Origin of the sequence: Prauserella halophila, assembly GCF_024171895.1 — a bacterium.
Classification (GTDB): domain Bacteria; phylum Actinomycetota; class Actinomycetes; order Mycobacteriales; family Pseudonocardiaceae; genus Prauserella; species Prauserella halophila.
Map to the genome: position 1 here is coordinate 127,763 of NZ_JAMTCQ010000008.1, position 16,759 is coordinate 144,521.

Consider the following 16,759-nt stretch of genomic DNA (forward strand, 5'->3'; position numbering starts at 1 on the left):
CGCCCGGTATGGTATTACTCGCCGGTAACACTTCTTCGTCCCCGGAGGCACCCGTGACCAGCACCGCGGCCAGCACGCCCAGCCAGTCCAGCTCCACGGCCGGCCCCGGCGACCCCATCGGCGGGGTTCCCGGTGCACCCACCGGCCGGCGCGCCGAACAGCTCACCAGCCGGGTCGTCACCGGCATGGACGCCGCACCGGTGACGATGTCCGCGCCGTTCACCGGCCTGCCGGTCACGGCACTTCCGCAGGCGGGCGACGCCGAGGTGCGCCGGGTCTTCACCCGGGCGCGCGAGGCGCAGACGGCGTGGAGCGACCGGACGGCCCGCGAACGCCAGCGGGTGCTGCTGCGCCTGGCCGACCTCGTGCTCGCCCACCAGCAGGAGGTACTCGACCTGGTGCAGATCGAGGCAGGCAAGGCGCGGATCGACGCCTTCGACGAGGTCAGCGCCACCGCACTGGTCGCCTCCTACTACGGCAAGCACAGCGCACGACACCTCGCCCCGCGCCGGGCCGCAGGCGCCCTGCCGGTGCTGACGAAGGCGAGCGAGGTCCGGCACCCGAAGGGTGTCGTCGGGATCATCTCACCGTGGAACTACCCGCTCGCCCTGACGGCGATGGACGTGTTGCCCGCTCTGGCCGCCGGCAACACGGTCGTGCAGAAGCCGGACAACCAGACGGCCTTGTCGGCGCTGTGGCTGCACGAACTCGCCGGGCAGGCCGGGTTGCCCACCGACGCGTGGCAGATCGTGCTCGGGCGCGGATCGGCCATCGGCGACGCGCTCGTCGAGGAGTCGGACTACCTGTGCTTCACCGGCTCGACGCCGACGGGCAAGCGGCTGGCGCGGCAGGTCGCCGAGCGGCTCACCAGCTACTCGCTCGAGCTCGGCGGCAAGAACCCGATGGTCGTGCTGCCCGACGCCGACATCCGCAAGGCCGCCGCCGGTGCCGTCACGGCGTGTTTCTCGTCGGCAGGCCAGCTGTGCGTATCGGTCGAGCGGATCTACGTGCACGAGAGCATCCACGACGAGTTCGTCCGTGCCCTGGCCGAACGGACCGAGGAGCTCCGGCTCGGCGCCGGTCTCGACTACCGGTCCGGCATGGGCTCGCTCACCTCGCAGGACCAACTGCACACGGTGTCGGCGCACGTCGACGACGCACGCGCGGCCGGAGCGAACGTCGTCACCGGCGGCAGGCCACGGCCGGACCTGGGCCCGTTGTTCTACGAGCCGACCGTGCTCACCGGCGTCACCGAGCAGGCGGCGTTGTTCCGCGAGGAGACGTTCGGCCCGGTCGTGGCGGTGTACCCCTACTCCGACGTCGACGAGGCGGTCGCCCGCGCCAACGACACCGAGTTCGGCCTCAATGCGAGCGTGTGGACCCGTGACGCCCGCCGCGGCGAAGAGGTCGCCCGGCGGATCAAGGCCGGAACCGTGAACGTCAACGAGGGCTACGCAGCCACGTTCGGCACGGTCGGGGTGCCGATGGGCGGAATGAAGGAATCCGGTGTCGGCAGGCGTAACAGTGCCGAGGGTCTGCTCAAGTACACCGAGGCGCAGGCCGTCGCCGTGCAGCGCGGCCTGAAGCTGCGCCCGTTCCGCGGCATGCCCCCGCGGCTGTGGGCCAAGGCCATGTCCGCGGGTATCGCGGCGCTGCGGCGGCTCCCGCGCCGCTGACGCCCGCCCGAGGGGCCGACGGCTCACCGGCAGGCGCACGAGTAGGAGTCAAGGGCGGTCGAGCGAGCCGCTGCGCGCGGCCGTCAGCAGCATCTCCCACTCCGATGCCGACATCCGCAGCATGCCGCCGCCGGGATTCTTCGAGTCCCGCACCGCGGTACCGGCGGGAGTGAACGCCACTTCGACGCAGTCGTTGCCGCCACCGCTGTAGCTGCTCTTGCGCCACGCGAGCTCGCAGGCTTCGGCCCGGTTCGAGCCACGCGGCGCGGAACGGGCGGACAGGACGCTGGCCATGTGCTCTCCTTGTCGATCCGGTTCAGTTGTCGTGCTTCTCGAACCGCCGCGCGGCGGCCTCGATCATGTCGAGCGAATCATCGGGCTTGGCCGCCGCGGCACGCAAATGGTCGAACATGAGCGCGTAGCGATGAACCTCGGAGTCCTCTTCGAGATAGAGTCCACCATTCGTGCTGTCGACGTACACCACGTCGTGATCGGCCTGTTCCGGGAATCCGAGAATGAGAAACGGGCCCTCCATTCCCGGGTGTGCGCCACCGCCGAACGGCACGACCTGAATGGTCGCGTGCGGCAGCGCGGCGATGTCGACCATGCGCCACAGCTGTTCGGCCATCACCTCCGCGCCGCCGACGGCGCGGTGCAGTACGGCCTCGTCCACCACGGCCCAGTACTCGGGCGGATGCGCGTCCTGCAGCAGTGCCTGCCGTTCCAGGCGCGCCTCGACACGGCGGGAGACCTCGGTCTCGGTGGAGTCGGGCCGCATCGCCCGGATCACCGCGTGCGCGTACCGGCGGGTCTGCAGCAGACCGGGCACGAGCAGGGCCTGGTACGCCCGCAGCGAGCTGGCGTCGGCCTCGAGTCCCACGAACGTGCCGGTGAAGACCTCGCTGTAGGCGTGCCACCAGCCGCGTTTGCGGGCCTCCCGCGCCAGCTGAACGAGGGCGTCGGCCTCCTGCCCCGTCACGCCGTACAACCCGAGCATGTCCCGCGCGTCCCGCGGCGTGACGCCGACGTTGCCGGTCTCGACCCGGCTCACCTTGGACGCGGAACACTCGAGGCGCTCGGCCACGTCGTCGATCGTCAGGTCCGCAGCCTCCCGGAGTCTGCGCAGTTCTCCGGCCAGCCTGCGGCGTCGGACGGTCGGGCCCTGGCCACGCGTCATCACTCACCTCCACCTCGTGCCGCGCCCCATCTAACCACCGAGCGCGAGGACAAGACGGTGCCGGTGAATCACGTCGGCGCCGTACGAGCGTGCCATTCCGGAAAACCACGCGGTGCATTTCCGCCGAACGTGACGGCCGACCTGCGGGACGGCTGCGCCGACCCCGGGGAAACGCCACCGCCACCGCCGCGCCGGCGTGGCGGTGGCGGTGGCGATGGCGTCAGAGGACGCGGACCAGACCTTCCTGGACGACGGTCGCGATGTGGCTGCCGTCGTGAGCGAGGAACCGGCCCGTCGCCAGACCGCGCGCTCCGGAGGCGGTCGGCGACGTGCTGTCGTAGAGGAACCAGTTGTCGGCCCGGAACGGCCGGTGGAACCACAGCGCGTGGTCGAGACTGGCGCCGAGCACGCGGTCGAGGCCCCAGTACACACCGTGTTCGGCGAGTACGGAGTCCAGCAACGTGAGGTCCGAGGCGTAGGTCAGCACGCACACGTGCAGCAGCGGGTCGTCCGGCAGTACGCCGTCGGCCTTCATCCACACCTGGTTACGGCCTTCCCAGCCGCCGGTCTCCCGGGTCACCCACGGCGGGTCGTTGACGTAGCGCATGTCCAGCGGCCGCGGGCCCACCCGGTGGTCGCCGAGCGTCTCGGCGTACGGCGCGACCCGCTCGGCGAGTGTCGGCAGCGTCTCGGGAGCGGGCACGTCGGGCATCACCCCTGCGTGTTCGACACCGGCCTCGGCCAGCTGGAACGACGCCGACAACGCGAAGATCGCCTTGCCGTGCTGCACGGCGGTGACACGCCGCGTGGTGAACGAACGGCCGTCGCGGACACGGTCGACCTCGTACACGATCGGCACGGCCGGATCGCCGCCACGGATGAAGTAGGCGTGCAGCGAATGCACGTGGCGCTCGGCCGGCACCGTGCGGCCCGCGGCCACGAGCGCCTGCCCGGCGACCTGCCCGCCGAACACGCGCGTCGGCGAGTTCGGCGGACTGACCCCGCGGAAGATGTTCTCCTCGATCTTCTCGAGGTCGAGCAGATTCACCAGCCGGTCCAGCACCGGCTGACCACTGCCCGAGTCGTCGCCGGACTCCGATGCCGCGGCGCGCGCCAGTTCCGTCATGCGCCGATTCTGTCAGCCGGCCGCCGCAGTCGCCGGTCAGGCGTGGTCGTCCTCACCGAGCCGGTGCACCCGGATGAGGTTGGTCGAGCCGACCGTGCCCGGCGGCGAACCGGCGACGATGACGACCAGGTCACCCGGCTGGTACCGACCGGTCTCGATCATGGCGCGATCGCACTGCTGGATCATCCGGTCGGTGGAGTCCGCCTTCGGCACGAGCTGCGTGTTCGTGCCCCACGACAGCGCCAGCTGGCTGCGCACGCTCTCCAAGGGGGTGAACGCCAGCAGCGGCAAGCGGGTGTGCAGCCGCGCGAGCCGGCGCATCGTGTCACCGGACTGGGTGAACGCGACGAGCGCCTTCGCGTTGAGCCGCTCGCCGATGTCGCGCGCCGCGTACGAGATGACGCCCCGCTTGGTGCGCGGCACGTGCGACAGCGGCGGCACCTCGGGCAGATCGGCCTCGACCGCCTCGACGATCCGCGACATGGTCTGCACCGTCTCGATCGGGTACCGGCCGACGCTCGTCTCGCCGGAGAGCATCACCGCGTCCGCACCGTCGAGCACCGCGTTCGCGACGTCCGAGGCCTCGGCGCGCGTCGGCCGCGGGTTGCCGATCATCGAGTCGAGCATCTGCGTCGCGACGATGACCGGTTTGGCGTTCTCCCGCGCGATCTGGATGGCCCGCTTCTGCACCAGCGGCACCTGCTCGAGCGGCAGCTCGACACCGAGGTCGCCGCGCGCCACCATCAGACCGTCGAAGGCCAGCACGACGGCCTCGAGACTGTAGACCGCCTCCGGCTTCTCCAGCTTGGCGATCACCGGCACGCGGCCCTTGCCGACCCGGTCCATCACCTGGTGGACGAGGTCGATGTCGGCGGGCGAGCGCACGAACGACAGTGCGATGAAGTCGACGCCGAGCTCGAGGGCGAATTCGAGGTCGGCGACGTCCTTGTCGGACAGGGCGGGCACGGAGACGTCCATACCGGGCAGCGACACGCCCTTGTTGTCGCTGACGGTGCCGCCCTCGCTGACGGTGCACACGACGTCCGACCCGTCGACCTCGTCGACCGTCAGTCCCACCTTGCCGTCGTCGACCAGCAACCGGTCGCCCTGCTTGGCGTCCTCGGCCAGGCCCTTGTACGTCGTGGACACGCGGTCGTGGGTACCGACCACGTCCTCCACGGTGATCCGGACCGTGTCGCCGGTGCGCCATTCGACGGGACCGCTGGCGAACGTGCCGAGCCGGATCTTCGGGCCCTGCAGGTCGGCGAGGATGCCGACTGCCCGTCCGGTCTCGGCCGCGGCGGAACGGACGAGGTCGTAGACCTGCTTGTGGTCGTCGTGGTCGCCGTGACTGAAGTTCATCCTGGCGACGTTCATCCCCGATTCGACGAGGTCACGGACCTTCTCCGCCGTCGCCGTCGCTGGGCCAAGGGTGCATACGATCTTCGCTCGTCGACTCACACCTGCACAGCCTAGACCGTCGCCGCCCTCGCGTCTTGACCGATCCGGTTTCCGCGTGCCGCGGAGCGTGGTGTGCCCGGTCACACCCCGGTCGGCGGCCCGGTCGCGCCCGTCAGCGGCGGGGCTGCGTGCTCACGCCGACGTGGTCGCGTGCCCACTCGTTCAGCGCCCGCACCTGCCGCCACGCGCGGCGCACGCGGTCGAGACACCCCGGTTCGTGGAGCGTGTCGTCGGGCTCCCACGTGTGGATCGCGTACAGCCTGCGGTGCCGCAGCAGCTCCAGCCGGGGATGGTCGGCGGGCACGCCACGCGGGCGGGTCTTGAGGGTCTCGCCCGCGATCTGCCATCCCTTCCCGCGCAGGTCGCCGAGGATGCGTTCGAGCGCGCGGCCGTGCACGTCGGTGTCGACCGCCTGCCGGAACCGGGCCAGCTGGTCGGCGGCGAGGTGGAAGCACCCGCCGCCTGCGCGCAGGCCGGCGGGCCCGACCTCGACGTAGTACGCACCGCCGCCGCGGCCCGCTTCGATCACCCCGCCGCAGTGCGTCTTGTAGGGCGTCTTGTCCTTGGCGAACCGCACGTCGCGATGCGGCCGGAACACCTTCGGCTCGCCCAGGTCGGAGAACTCGTCGGCCAGCTCGGCCAGCAACTCCTCCATCGGCCCGCGCACGTCGCGCCGGTACGTCTCGACGTTGGCGTTCCAGTACGGCTTCGAATTGTCGGCCACGAGGCCGTCGTAGAAGTCGATCGCGTACTCGCCGAATCCCGTGAACCCCACGGCCGGACACGCTAACCCGGCCGGCGGATCGAGCATCCGACGGTGTCAGCCGAAGAGGACCTCCGCCTCGGCGTAGCGTTCGGCGGGCACGGTCTTGAGCTCGGCCGTGGCCTCGACGAGGGGAACGCGGACGATGCCGGTGCCACGCAGGGCCGTCATCACACCCGAGTCGCCGTCGGCGACCGCAGCCACGGCGTCGGGCTGAGCGCCTTCGGCGGCGACGACGATCGGCGCGTACTCCCGCTCGAACCGGGCCTGCACTCAGCCGACCACCCGGCCGACCACCCGGCCGACCGAGAACGGCCGTTCCGGCACGAGGACGGCGCTCGCCCCGCCCGCCCTACCGGAGTGGAGCGCGATCCGTTCCGCCCCGCCGTCCTCGGTGTACGGGTTGGTGCGGGCCGAGGATAGATCTAGATCACTGGACCGTTCAAGCTAGGTTAGCCTCTGCTATGGTCCCAGACATGCAGCGCTATTACTGGTTTACCTGGCCGGCCCGGAGTGGGCCGGTCGGCGTGAACCTGCGCTGACCAACCCACTTCGAGCCGGAAGTCGAGCCGGCTCGGTCACGCCCGGGGCGGCTTGCGGAAAGGAAGTCACCCCGATGGCCACTCTGCCGAGCACGGCATCCCCCGAGCCCACGACGGCAACGACCGGCGCCGCCGGAGCCGGTGCCGCCACGTCCGGTACTGCCACGGTGCCCCTGGACGATCACCGCATCACGCACGTCAGCCCCCTCATGTCGCCCGCGCTGCTGCGCCAGGAGCACCCGGTCGACGACACCGTCGCCCGCACGGTCACCGCGGGCCGGGACGCCGCCGTGGACATCCTGGCCGGCCGGGACGACCGCCTGCTGGTCGTCGCGGGGCCCTGCTCGGTCCACGACCCCGAGGCCGCCCTCGACTACGCCCGGAAGCTGGCTGCCCACGCCGAGAAGGTCCGCGGCGAACTGCACATCGTGATGCGCGTGTACTTCGAGAAGCCGCGCACCACGCTCGGGTGGAAGGGCCTGATCAACGATCCGGACCTCGACGGCGGCTTCGCGGTCAACAAGGGCCTGCGGCTCGCGCGCCAGTTGCTGCTCGACGTCTCCGCGCTCGGCCTTCCGGTCGGCTGCGAGTTCCTCGACCCGATCATTCCGCAGTACATCGCCGACGTCGTGACGTGGGGCTCCGTCGGTGCGCGCACCGCGGCCAGCCAGGTGCACCGTCAGCTGTGCAGCGGACTGTCGATGCCGGTGGGCATCAAGAACGCGACCGACGGCGACGTGCAGGTCGCCGTCGACGCCACGCGCGCGGCGGCGGCGAGTCACGTCTTCCCCGGCATCACCACCGACGGCGTGTCCGCGCTGCTGACCACCGCCGGAAACGACGACGGCCACGTCATCCTCCGCGGCGGCAGCGCAGGCCCGAACCACGACGCCGGCACGGTCGCGGACACCCTGGCGCGGCTGCGGAAGGCGGGGCTGCCCGAACGCCTCGTCGTGGACGCCAGCCACGGCAACAGTGGTAAGGACCAGGTGCGCCAGGCGAACGTGGTGAGCGAGCTGGCGACGCGCATCGGCGCGGGTGAGCCCGGTATCTCCGGTCTGATGCTGGAGAGCTTCCTCGCCGACGGCAGGCAGGACCTCACCCTCGGCCGGGCGGCCGACCTCGACTACGGACGCAGCATCACCGATGCGTGCATGGACTGGACCACGACGACGTCCCTGCTCGACGACCTCGCCGCGGCGGTACGCGCCCGCCGGGGCTGACCCTTCCGAACCGGGTCCGGCACCGCGTTCGGCCGTGCCGGACCCGGGTCAGTCCGCGAAGCCGGCGCGCAGGCGCACCTGTTCGATGACCTTCCACCGCTCCAGGTTGTGCCGCGCGTCGGCGAGCGCGTCGTGGGCGTCGGCGGGCTGTTTCGGCAGCGCCGGCTTGCCGACGTCCTCCCAGCGCTGGCGCAGGTCGCGGGTGAACCGGGGCAGCTGACGCGGCAACGTCGGCATCGCGCCCCACAGCTGGGCCAGTGCGACATGGTCGTAGGCGGCGTACCAGGCCCACAGCTCGATGCCGTCGGACGGCTTGCCGAGAAACGCCAGCAGGTCGTCACGGATCCGATCGCGGCTGCCCCATGCCCGGTCGGCGGGCGAGGGCAGTTTGTCGAGCACGTGCTCGCGCACCCACTTGCCCGCCTTGGCGGGGTCGAACTCCGTGGACACGGCATAGAAGCTGCGTCCGGACTCGTCCACCACACCGATCGACACCAGGTCGATGGTCACGCCGTCCTCGATGAATTCGGTGTCGTAGAAGAATCGCACCGCAGCACCGTAACGCCCGCGCTCCGCCACCCCGGACGGGCGGTCCGGAGGTGGCGGACCGCCCGTCCGGCCCCGGAATCAGCCCGCCCGGCTCTCCGGCATCCCGGCCGGCGCCGCGGCGTCGGCGGCAGTGTCGGCGTCGGCGGCAGTGTCGGTATCGGCGTCGGCGTCGGTGTCGGCGTATCGGTCCGGCGCGGCGGCCCGATCCGTTCGGGAGTGCCGCGGCACCGCCTCACCGAGTTCCTCCTTGGCCTTCGCGGCGTAGACGTCGACGTACTCCTGGCCGGACAGCTCCATGAGCGCGTACATGATCTCGTCCGCGATCGAGCGCTCGACGAACCGGTCACCGGCGAGCCCCTCGTACCGGGAGAAGTCGAGCGGCTCCCCGAAGCGGATCTCGAGCCGGCGCGGCCACCACATCTTCGAGCCGATGGGGTTGACCCTGTCGGTGCCGACCATCGCGACCGGAACGACCGGCACCTGTGCCTCGAGGGCGATCCGGGCGATGCCGGTCTTGCCCTTGTACAGGCGCCCGTCGGGCGAACGGGTGCCCTCGGGGTAGATCCCGAGCAGTCGTCCTTCGGACAGCAACCCGACGCTGGTGTCGAGTGCGGCCTGGGCCGCCGACGCCCCCGAACGGTCGATCGGGAACTGGCCCGACGCGGTGAAGAACCACTTCTGCAGCCGCCCCTTGACGCCGGGCGTGGTGAAGTACTCCTGCTTGGCCGGGAACGTCACCCGCCGCGACACGTGCACCGGCATGAAGAAGGAGTCGGCCACGGCCAGGTGATTGCTCGCGATGATCGCGCCGCCCTCGGCCGGGATGTTCTCCGTCCCGGTGACCCTGGTCGGCCACAACAGCCGCAGCAGTGGGCCGAGGAACACGTACTTGAGCAGCCGATACACCACCGTGCCGCGCCTCCTAACCTGTCACCCCATCGAGACGGCTCACACTACGAATACCGTGCGCACGGCCACAACACCGGGGGTGCCGCCGACATCCGTGTCACCCCGCACCCGGTTCCCCGGGCACCGCCCCGGCGCCGCGGACGCCGGCAGGCGGAGCTTCGCCTCCGTGCGTGCGGTTCGCCGTGCGACGATGACACTCGATCACCCGTACGAGGAAGGGACCCGCGGCATGCCCGTGCTCGCCGGCGCCGAGCCGTTCCAGCACACCGGAACCAGTGGAACGGGGGTGCTGTTGTGCCACGGATTCACGGGGACCCCGGCGAGTATGCGGCCGTGGGGCGAGCACCTGGCTGCCGAGGGCCACACCGTGCGCGGGCCGCGCCTGCCGGGACACGGCACCACGTGGCGGGAATGCAACCGCACGACCTGGCGGGACTGGTACGGCTGCGTCGAACGCGAGGCGCTGGAACTGTCCCGCCGGTGCGACGCGGTGTTCGTGTTCGGGCTGTCGATGGGCGGCACGCTGACGCTTCGGCTCGCGCAGCAGCTCGGTGACGCGCTCGCGGGCATCGCGCTGGTCAACCCGTCGGTACTGACCTCGCGGCCGGCCGCGAGGTTCCTGCCCGTGGTATCCCACCTGGTTCCCTCGATCCCGGCGATCTCCGGCGACATCGCCAAGCCCGGTGTCACCGAACTCTCCTACGACCGCACGCCCCTCCGCGCGGCGCATTCCCTCAGCAGGTTGTGGCGGTCGGTGCGCCGGGATCTGCCGCTCGTGACCCAGCCGGTGCTGCTGGCACACTCGACGGTGGACCACGTCGTCGAGCCGGTCAATTCCCGGGTCGTCCTCGACGGCATCGGCACCGATCCGGCGCGTGTCACCGAGGTCGTCTTGCACGACAGCTTCCACGTCGCCACCCTCGACAACGACGCACCGCTCGTTTTCGAGCGCAGCAGCGAGTTCGTCCGCGCGGTCAGGCAGGTGGGGAGCAAGTGAGCAGACCAGGCTCCGACGGACCGGAGAACATCGACGCGACCTTCGAGGAGATCGTCGCGGACCTGCGCGCGCAGGGATTCGACGAGCGCGCCGCCGACCGTGGGTCCTTCGACGAACCGGCCGGTGACGACCGGGATCGCAGCGAACCGCGCGGCGACCGGCCCGGCATCGACGACGACCGGGGCGGCGGTGCGGTACTGGAGCGCCCCGGTCCCGATCCCGACGAGCGCCCCGATCCCTCCCACGGACCCGAGGACCGCGGCGACAGCGAGCGCGGTGCGGGCACCACGGCGCCGCGCTCGCGCGGCGACGGCTGGCGCGACAGCCCGATCGCGTGGGACGAGACGATGTTCGGCCCGGCACCGGACGACGACGATCCCGACGACCACTTCGTCCCGCCCGAACCGCCCCCGCTGCCGAAACCGCGCAAGGGTGCCGCGGTCATCCTCGTGCTGTTCGTCTTCGGGCTGTTGCTGCTCATCGCGCCGTCGCTCGCCGGGCTGTCCGGAGCGGTCGCCACGCCGCTCGGCATGCTCGCGCTCGCGGCGGGGATCTCGCTGCTGCTGTTGCGCGTCAGGCAGGGTCCGCCGGACGGTGCCGACCCGACCAACGGCGCTCAGGTCTGACTCACCGCGAGAGGGTCTGACTCACCGCGAGAGGTTCCGGCTCACCGCGTGAGGACGTGCCGCGGTCACGCGGGTGCGCAGGCCGCCAGCAGCCGCCACAGCGCAGCCGGATCCAGGACCGCAGCCGGATCCAGGACCTCCGTGGCGTCGGCGCCGTCACGCAGCCGGGGATCGGCCGTGACCACCACGAGGTGATCGCCGGGCCCGCCCGCCCGCACCGTGCGAGCGGCCGCCACGATCCCGGCGTCACCGTCCGCACCGGGGCCGTCCGCACCGGGGCCCACCACAGCGACACCCGCAGCCGGTTCGGTCCCGGCGGCCGCACCCTCGGCGACCAGCACCACCTGCGGCCACCAGCTCCAGTGCGCCGCGCCGGCCACGCCGTCGAGTCCGACGTCGGCTGCCGACACGCCCATGCCGGCGAGCACGGCCAGCCGATCGCGCAGCCGTGCCACCGCGCCCGCCCGGTCGCGGGACCGGCCGTCCGAGCGCGCATCGATCACGGTCGCGGCGTCGACCAGCAGCACGAGCCGCCTGCCGAGCTGATCACGCAGCTCCGGCCAGGCCGCGGCGAACCCGCTGTGCAGCGGATAGTCCGCCACCTCGCCGGGCGGTACCCAGCGCAGGGCCGTGCTCTCGGCATTGGCCACGCGCGGCCGTGCCGCGTCGCCGAGTGCCGTCGCCAGCACCGTCGTGTACCGCCAGCTGCCGTGTTCGTCGGCACGCTGGGCCAGGACCCGGAAGGCCTCGCCGGGCACGGCCGTCTCCTCCTCGGTCTCCCGAGCCGCCGCCTGCGCCGACGTTTCGTCGGGTTGCACCGCGCCGCCCGGCAGTGCCCACGAACCGCCTTCGTGCGTCCATGCCGCGCGATGCTGCAGCAGCACGCCGCGCCGCGGATCGCTCAGCAGCAGCCCTGCAGCGCCGAACAAGCCCCAGTGCCGCCGCCCGCAGGCACAGCTGACGAACCCGTCCCCGTTTCCGATCAGCATCGTGCGAATCTAGCGCGTCCGGACCGCAACACGCCCGTACCCGGAGGCAATCAGACCGCTCGGCCGCCGCATTCGGCCGCCAGTGCGGCCGCCCCGACGATGGCGGCGTCGTCGCCGAGCTGTGCCGTGCGGATCCGGGCGTGCGGTCGGTGCCTGCCACCCGTCACGGCGCTCAGGTAGGTCTCCCGTGCCTCGTCGAGGAACAGGGGCGCCGACGCCGACACGCCACCGCCGATGACGACGACCTCCGGGTCGTAGACGTCGGCCACGAGTGCCAGCCCCTCACCGAGCCACCGGGCGAGCTCCGCCATCGCCCTGCGCGCGAGCGGATCGCCCTCGCGCGCGGCCGCAGCCACACGCCGGCCCGTCACCGCACCCGGATCGCCCGCCGCCTCACGCGCCAGCACCGTGGAGTGTTCGGGCCGGGTGGCGAGCAGTTCGATCGCCGTGGCTGCCAGCGCGGTGCCGCTGCAGTAGCGCTCCCAGCACCCGGACTTGCCGCACGGGCACTGCCGCCCGCCGGGCACGAGCCGCAGATGCCCCAGCTCCGGTGCGACACCGTGCGCACCCCGGAACAGCTCACCGTCGAGCAGCAGGCCTGCGCCGATCCCCGTACCGAGCGCGACGAACACGCCCACCGACGCGCCACGCGCCGCCCCGAACCGGTACTCGGCGAAGGTCGCGGCGTTGGCGTCGTGCTCGAGCGTCACCGGCAGCCCGAGCCGCTCGCTCATGCGCTCGGCCACCGTGGTGGTCCGCCACGGCAGATGGGGCGCGAACAGCACCGACGTGCGGTCGCGCTCGACGAACCCGGCGACCGCCAGTCCGACCGCGGCCACCTCACGGCCACGCCGCAAGGAGTCGACCGTTCCCGCGATCGCGTCCTCCAGTGCCGCCTCGTCGTGCGGGGTTCCGGTGCGTGCGGTGTCGAGCACATCGCCGGTGCCGTCGACGACACCGGCGCGAATGCTCGTGCCGCCGACATCGATTCCGATCGCGGCCACCGGCTACTCCCCCGGTTCCCAGCTCTCGCGCGGGCGCACCGGTACGCGCTGCACCCGCCGCGCCCCACTCGCCGGCTCGCCGGGTCCCCTGCTCCCGGATTCCCTGCTCCGGGCTTCCCTGCTCCGGGCCGGCCCGCCCGCTGCCGCGCCACGGCCCGGCCGCTCGGCGAACACCGACGTCCCCGACGCGGCGAAGCCTGCCGGAGCCGGTCCCGGCCGTGACGACGGGCGGTACCCGGGCATGTGCACGCCCTCGTCGGGCTGCCACCGGTCGGCGAGCACGGCCCGCAGCAGCGCGATCAGCGCGGCGGCCTGCTCCAGCACGCGGGCGGTGATCTCCGGGGTCTCGCCGCGCGCGACCGAGATCACGGCGCAGAGCGGGCACCACGAGCACGCCGGAGCCCATTCGCCGTCGCCGCCCGTCGCGGTGCCGGAATCGCCGGCCGCCGCATCCGAGGGGGCGGACCCGCCACGGTGACCCGTCTGCGCGTCGCCGCCCGGCCCGCCGGGACCCGGCGCGGCGCACGACGCCGGGTCACCCCGGCCGTGTCCCGCGGCGAACACGCTCCGCAGCCACGGTTCCGCCCGCTCGGTGACGAGGTCGACCAGCAGGCGGATCTCCTCGGCCAGCCGCGCGCTGTCGGCCGCCGGTCCGTCCCCGGGGTCCGGCGCTCCCGCCCGCGGTTCCCCCGCGCGGCCTGCGGGGCCGTCGGTGCCGCTCATTCGGTTCCCTCCAGGTGCACGAGCACGCCACGGGAGTCGGATTCGGCATCCGTGATCCGGCAGGCGCGCAGGGGTTCCGGCAGCGCGATGAGCCTGCGGACGCCGTCGACCGTGATCGCGAGGTCGTCGCCGACCCTGGCCAGATCCACGTCGCTGTCCCGGGCGAGCGGCACCGCGACCCGGAGCCGGTAGCCGTCGTCGGCCTCGAACATCTGCAACAGCGGCGTGAGGCCGGCCGCGCCCGCGGGGCCGCCGGCGGCGGCCGCGGCGTCGTCGGCCAGGTCGTCGGCCAGCGGGTCCGCGGTGCCGTACAGCTCGGTGGCGATCTCCCGCAGCGCAGCCAGCCCGATCGGTTCCTCTGCCCGGTGTTCGACGGAACGCAACCGGCGCGCCGCATCGCCGACACCGGAATCGGCCAGCTCCGACAGCACCGCTTCCTGCTGCCCGCGCCGTCTGCGCACCCACGCGGCCGCGGCGCCGCGCCACCAGCCCGGCGAGGGCACCACGCGGTTCGCGATCATGCCGTCGACCCGGATCCCGTGCAAGGCCAGCGAGGTCAGGGTCCGCCGCGTTTCGGCGACGACGACGCGCTCGGGTGTGAACACCAGGCGCACGCTCGTGCGTGCGGGGTCGGCCAGCAGGTCGCGCAGCGCACCGGTGTGGTCGGCCAGCCGGGTCATCGACCGCGCCAGCGCGGATCGTTTCGCCACGGGGCCGGCCATGCGCGTGAGATACCCCGACACGGCATCGGGCAGTGCCAGCAGCCGCAGCGTCTCGGCGGTCGGGCCGCAGTCGACGACGACGGCGTCCCAGCGCCCGGTTCCGGCGAGCCGCTGCACCTCGCCGAGGGCCAGCAACTCGTCGACCCCCGGGACCACGCTCAGCTCCTCGGCCGCGAGCCCGTCCAGGCCTCCGCCACGGACCAGGGCGGCCCGCAGTTGCTCGCGCACGCCGTCCCACGCGCCGTCGGCCAGCGCACGGACGTCGAGCTGCGCGCCGTACAGCCCGTCGGCCACCTCGGCGGGCTCGTGCCCCATGGGCACCGCGAACGCATCGGCCAGCGAATGCGCCGGATCGGTCGACACGACCAGTGTCGTGCTGCCCCGGTCCGCCGACGCGGCGCCGGTCGCGGCGGCCAGCGTCGTCTTGCCGACACCGCCCTTCCCGGTCAGCAGCAGCAGTCGCACTCGCGTCAGCCCTCGGCCTCGACGCGCTTCTTGAGTTCCTTCAGGGCGGTGTCCATGATCATCTTTTCCGCCTTGCGGCGCAGCATCCCGATCATCGGCAGCGCCAGCTCGACGGCCAGGGTGTAGGTAACCTTCGTACGAGCGCCGTCGAGCGGTTCGAGCTCGTACCGGCCGTTCTGGGCCTTCTGCATCTGGCCCTTCACCAGATGCCAGCTCACCGACAACCCGTCGTCGGCCCAGTCGTACTCGAGTGTGTAGACGTCCTTGACCGGGCCCGAGTCGAGCGTGAACCGCACCTGCGTGGCCCGACCCTGTTCATCGGTGCCCAGCACTTCGGTCTGTTGCACCGCTTTGGCCCACTCCGGATACGCGGGCAGATCGGCGATGACGGCCATGATCTGCTCCGGAGGGGCATCGACCTCGATGGATTGCGTGGACTGGTCGGCCATGGCGCTAGAGCGTAGCGGTCCGCTTCCTCACCATCGCAGGACGTAGGGCCGCGGGTCGCGCTGGAAATGCCCCACGTTGCGACATTCGGTCGTCCCGACCCGCGTGGCACCGGCCAGCGGCTGGTGCACGTGGCCGAACAGCGACCACCGCGGCCGCTCCCGCACGATCAGGTCGGCGAGCGCCTCCGAGCCGAGCTCGACCCGCCGCGCGACGACGTCGTAGGTCAGTTGGGGCAGCGCAGGCGGGATGTGACTGCACAGCACGTCGACGCCGGTCAGGCCGGCGACGGCCTTGTCGAACTCCTCACGGGTGCGCAGGTACGGCCGCCACGCCTCATCGCGCCGCGGGGACACGCCCTCCGGCAGCACCGCGCCTCCGACGAACCCGAACCGGAGCCCGCCGATCTCGCAGACCTCGCCGTCGACGAAATGCAACCCGGGCGCCTCGAACTCGGGCCACAGAGCGGGCACATCGACGTTGCCGGGAATCGCGTAGGTCGGCGCGGGGAGCACACCGAACAGCCGGGCGTACTGCTCGCGCACCGCCTCGTCCACCGCGGCCTGCGGGTCGCGGAGGCTGCCCCACAGCCGTTTCGACAGCTCGATCATCTCCCCGCGGCGGCCCTCGCGGCGCAACGCGGCGAACGCGGCGACGTGCTCGGCGCCGAACAGCGCGCCGAGAATCCCGCCGCCGTGGTCGTGATAGTCGACGAAGTCGATCAGGTCACCGAGTACGACCAGCGCGTCCGCCCCGTCACCGGCGCGCGCCAATGCCTCGGCGTTGCCGTGCACATCGGACACCACATGAACCCGCACGTGATCATTCTACCGTCGAGCGCGGCGGCATCCCTGCGGCGCGACCGTCCTCCAGGGTCACCTTCAGGTCCAACGCGATCGCCTTCGCGGCGCGCGCCCTCCGGTCGAACTCCCGCCGGAGCCACGCACCCGACGGGCGGGTCCCGTCGTCCGGGACCGGACTCGCGCGCAGGAAGTAGTGCAGCAGGGTGCCGTCGAGCACGGGCTCCAGCCACACCTCCATCGTGCCGATCAGCGCGCCCCGCACGGTCCAGCGCAGGCCCTGGTCGCCGCGGTCGGTATAGACTTCGAGTACCAGGTCCGGCCAGTACCTCCGCCACGCCGCCGGGTCCGCGAAGACCGCGGCGAGTGTGCTCGGAGGCACAGTCAGGAACGTCTCGTCGACGATGTCGAGCGCAGGCTCGGATTCGGATCCGCTCACGGTTGCGAGATGATATGCGGCTCACAACATGCACACACCCACCCGTGGTGCACGGAACGGACACCGGCTAGGTTGACCGGCGAGTAACAACGTTGTTTGGTATCCCACTGCGGAGGTTGAC

General features: G+C 72.0%; 18 protein-coding genes and 1 pseudogene. 4 read left to right on the forward strand and 15 right to left on the reverse strand.

Annotated elements, in window-relative coordinates; genetic code table 11:
* Nucleotides 1–53: 53 nt before the first annotated feature.
* Nucleotides 54–1,676 carry a succinic semialdehyde dehydrogenase gene (locus tag LY41_RS00810; protein ID WP_253861815.1) on the forward strand — a complete coding sequence of 541 codons (1,623 nt, stop codon included), beginning with the start codon at nucleotides 54–56 and terminating at the stop codon, nucleotides 1,674–1,676.
* 48 nt (nucleotides 1,677–1,724) lie between these two features.
* On the opposite strand, the gene LY41_RS00815 is transcribed toward LY41_RS00810, so the two are convergent.
* From LY41_RS00815 to LY41_RS00840, 6 genes and pseudogenes are all read right to left on the reverse strand, one after another.
* Nucleotides 1,725–1,970: a DUF397 domain-containing protein gene (locus LY41_RS00815; RefSeq protein ID WP_253861818.1), complete on the reverse strand. Its 246-nt coding sequence runs from the start codon at nucleotides 1,968–1,970 to the stop codon at nucleotides 1,725–1,727.
* Nucleotides 1,971–1,992: 22 nt separating this feature from the next.
* Nucleotides 1,993–2,853 carry a helix-turn-helix domain-containing protein gene (locus LY41_RS00820; protein WP_253861819.1) on the reverse strand — a complete coding sequence of 287 codons (861 nt, stop codon included), beginning with the start codon at nucleotides 2,851–2,853 and terminating at the stop codon, nucleotides 1,993–1,995.
* Between the two features lie 220 nt (nucleotides 2,854–3,073).
* Entirely contained in the window at nucleotides 3,074–3,979 is a 906-nt protein-coding gene (locus LY41_RS00825) for an acyl-CoA thioesterase (RefSeq protein ID WP_253861820.1), read from the reverse strand.
* A gap of 36 nt (nucleotides 3,980–4,015) precedes the next feature.
* Complete coding sequence (gene pyk / locus LY41_RS00830) at nucleotides 4,016–5,440, reverse strand: pyruvate kinase (RefSeq protein WP_253861822.1); 1,425 nt, start codon at nucleotides 5,438–5,440, stop codon at nucleotides 4,016–4,018.
* 112 nt (nucleotides 5,441–5,552) lie between these two features.
* Complete coding sequence (locus tag LY41_RS00835) at nucleotides 5,553–6,215, reverse strand: DUF2461 domain-containing protein (protein WP_253861823.1); 663 nt, start codon at nucleotides 6,213–6,215, stop codon at nucleotides 5,553–5,555.
* 45 nt (nucleotides 6,216–6,260) lie between these two features.
* A pseudogene (locus tag LY41_RS00840) lies at nucleotides 6,261–6,575 on the reverse strand (6-phosphofructokinase); the annotation flags it as partial.
* 244 nt (nucleotides 6,576–6,819) lie between these two features.
* Between LY41_RS00840 and LY41_RS00845 the strand changes: the two are divergent.
* Entirely contained in the window at nucleotides 6,820–7,968 is a 1,149-nt protein-coding gene (locus tag LY41_RS00845) for a 3-deoxy-7-phosphoheptulonate synthase (RefSeq protein WP_253861824.1), read from the forward strand.
* Nucleotides 7,969–8,016: 48 nt separating this feature from the next.
* Here LY41_RS00845 and LY41_RS00850 read toward each other — a convergent pair whose 3' ends face one another.
* Together LY41_RS00850 and LY41_RS00855 are read right to left on the reverse strand one after the other, a co-directional pair.
* Nucleotides 8,017–8,517: a polyadenylate-specific 3'-exoribonuclease AS gene (locus LY41_RS00850; protein ID WP_253861826.1), complete on the reverse strand. Its 501-nt coding sequence runs from the start codon at nucleotides 8,515–8,517 to the stop codon at nucleotides 8,017–8,019.
* Nucleotides 8,518–8,595: 78 nt separating this feature from the next.
* Nucleotides 8,596–9,426 (reverse strand): lysophospholipid acyltransferase family protein, encoded by an 831-nt coding sequence (locus tag LY41_RS00855; protein ID WP_253861828.1) that lies wholly within the window; start codon nucleotides 9,424–9,426, stop codon nucleotides 8,596–8,598.
* Nucleotides 9,427–9,655: 229 nt separating this feature from the next.
* Between LY41_RS00855 and LY41_RS00860 the strand changes: the two genes are divergently transcribed.
* Entirely contained in the window at nucleotides 9,656–10,423 is a 768-nt protein-coding gene (locus LY41_RS00860) for an alpha/beta hydrolase (RefSeq protein ID WP_253862830.1), read from the forward strand.
* Nucleotides 10,420–11,049: a hypothetical protein gene (locus tag LY41_RS00865; protein WP_253861830.1), complete on the forward strand. Its 630-nt coding sequence runs from the start codon at nucleotides 10,420–10,422 to the stop codon at nucleotides 11,047–11,049. The genes LY41_RS00860 and LY41_RS00865 overlap by 4 nt, the downstream gene beginning before the upstream one ends.
* A 65-nt stretch (nucleotides 11,050–11,114) precedes the next feature.
* Here the strand turns inward: LY41_RS00865 and LY41_RS00870 are convergent, their stop codons facing one another.
* Genes LY41_RS00870 through LY41_RS00900 form a run of 7 tightly spaced genes read right to left on the reverse strand, consistent with a single transcriptional unit; the run spans nucleotide 11,115 to nucleotide 16,638 of the window.
* Entirely contained in the window at nucleotides 11,115–12,038 is a 924-nt protein-coding gene (locus LY41_RS00870) for an NUDIX hydrolase (RefSeq protein WP_253861831.1), read from the reverse strand.
* A gap of 50 nt (nucleotides 12,039–12,088) precedes the next feature.
* Entirely contained in the window at nucleotides 12,089–13,027 is a 939-nt protein-coding gene (locus LY41_RS00875) for an ROK family protein (RefSeq protein ID WP_253862831.1), read from the reverse strand.
* An 18-nt stretch (nucleotides 13,028–13,045) separates the two neighbouring features.
* Nucleotides 13,046–13,765, reverse strand: coding sequence for a hypothetical protein (locus tag LY41_RS00880; protein WP_253862921.1), 720 nt, complete (start codon nucleotides 13,763–13,765; stop codon nucleotides 13,046–13,048).
* Entirely contained in the window at nucleotides 13,762–14,952 is a 1,191-nt protein-coding gene (locus LY41_RS00885) for an ArsA family ATPase (RefSeq protein ID WP_253861833.1), read from the reverse strand. Before LY41_RS00885 ends, LY41_RS00880 begins: the two co-directional genes overlap by 4 nt.
* Nucleotides 14,953–14,957: 5 nt before the next feature.
* Nucleotides 14,958–15,401 carry an SRPBCC family protein gene (locus tag LY41_RS00890; protein WP_253861834.1) on the reverse strand — a complete coding sequence of 148 codons (444 nt, stop codon included), beginning with the start codon at nucleotides 15,399–15,401 and terminating at the stop codon, nucleotides 14,958–14,960.
* Between the two features lie 27 nt (nucleotides 15,402–15,428).
* On the reverse strand, nucleotides 15,429–16,217 hold the full coding sequence (locus LY41_RS00895; protein WP_253861836.1) for a metallophosphoesterase family protein: 789 nt from the start codon (nucleotides 16,215–16,217) through the stop codon (nucleotides 15,429–15,431).
* 4 nt (nucleotides 16,218–16,221) lie between these two features.
* Nucleotides 16,222–16,638, reverse strand: a complete 417-nt coding sequence (locus LY41_RS00900; protein WP_253861838.1) for a polyketide cyclase / dehydrase and lipid transport — start codon at nucleotides 16,636–16,638, stop codon at nucleotides 16,222–16,224.
* Nucleotides 16,639–16,759 lie beyond the last annotated feature (121 nt).